This window comes from Mesorhizobium sp. M0016 (assembly GCF_040324035.1).
Classification (GTDB): domain Bacteria; phylum Pseudomonadota; class Alphaproteobacteria; order Rhizobiales; family Rhizobiaceae; genus Mesorhizobium.
The window spans coordinates 1-842 of record NZ_JAMYVM010000065.1; the positions used below are offsets into that span (position 1 = coordinate 1).

Sequence of the window (842 nt, forward strand, 5' to 3'; positions counted from 1 at the left end):
CTTGCCGGCGAGCACGTCCTGATAGAGCCCAGGCACTCGGGTCTCGGCATAGGTCAGCCATTCCTTCATGGTGATAGCGCCGTCGCCGTCAGTGTCGGCAAGCGTGTGCGCGCCGGTGCCGGCTGTCAGCCCCTCCTTGAGCGCATAGGTCAGCAACCCCTGGCCTAGCGAGCCGCTCTCCAGCGCAACGTCGTCGGCTTGGGTGGCCGCCAGGATGCGCATGCCCTTGTCGTAGGCCAGTTGCCCAAGCCCGCGGTCGCCCATCGGGCCCGGCTTGAAGCCTGCCGGCACGCCCGCCGCGGAGTGACAGGCATCCACGATCATCACCATCTCGCCGGCATCGACATCACGCAGCCATGCCGTCAGTTCCTCGCTCGAGATCAGTTTGTCGAGCCTGGCCAGGTTGCTGCCCGAATCCGACGGCAGGATGTAGAAGCGACCCTGCTCGGTGTGGCCATGACCGGAGAAGGCAAGGACCACGAGATCGTCCGGCGTCGCCTTCGCCAGCCGGTCGATGACGGGGCCGATCTCCTGCCGCAGCCGTGGCCGTTCCGTCTCCCCCTTGCCCGCCAGAAGATCGAGCACCGCCCGGATGTCGGCCTTGGTGGCGTGATCGACCGCCGGGATCTGTCTATCTCCTTCCTTGCGTGCGTAGTCCGAGGTCAGCACCACCGGAACCACATCATAGCCCTTGATCCCCTCCAGCGCCGTCTCGATCGCCCCGGCATCCGCCGCCGCGAAGTTCAGCCGCAGCGCCTCGTTCTCGTACTCGTTCACCCCCACCGTCACCACATAGGCTCGTGGCCTGGCTGGAACGGCTATGTCCTGCGGCACCGTGTAGC

1 protein-coding gene is annotated in these 842 nt (G+C 66.4%); it reads right to left on the minus strand.

Going from position 1 to position 842, the window contains the following annotated elements:
• Positions 1-842, minus strand: an 842-nt coding sequence (locus NKJ88_RS32905; protein WP_352446976.1) for a caspase family protein, incomplete at both ends; no start/stop codon positions are given.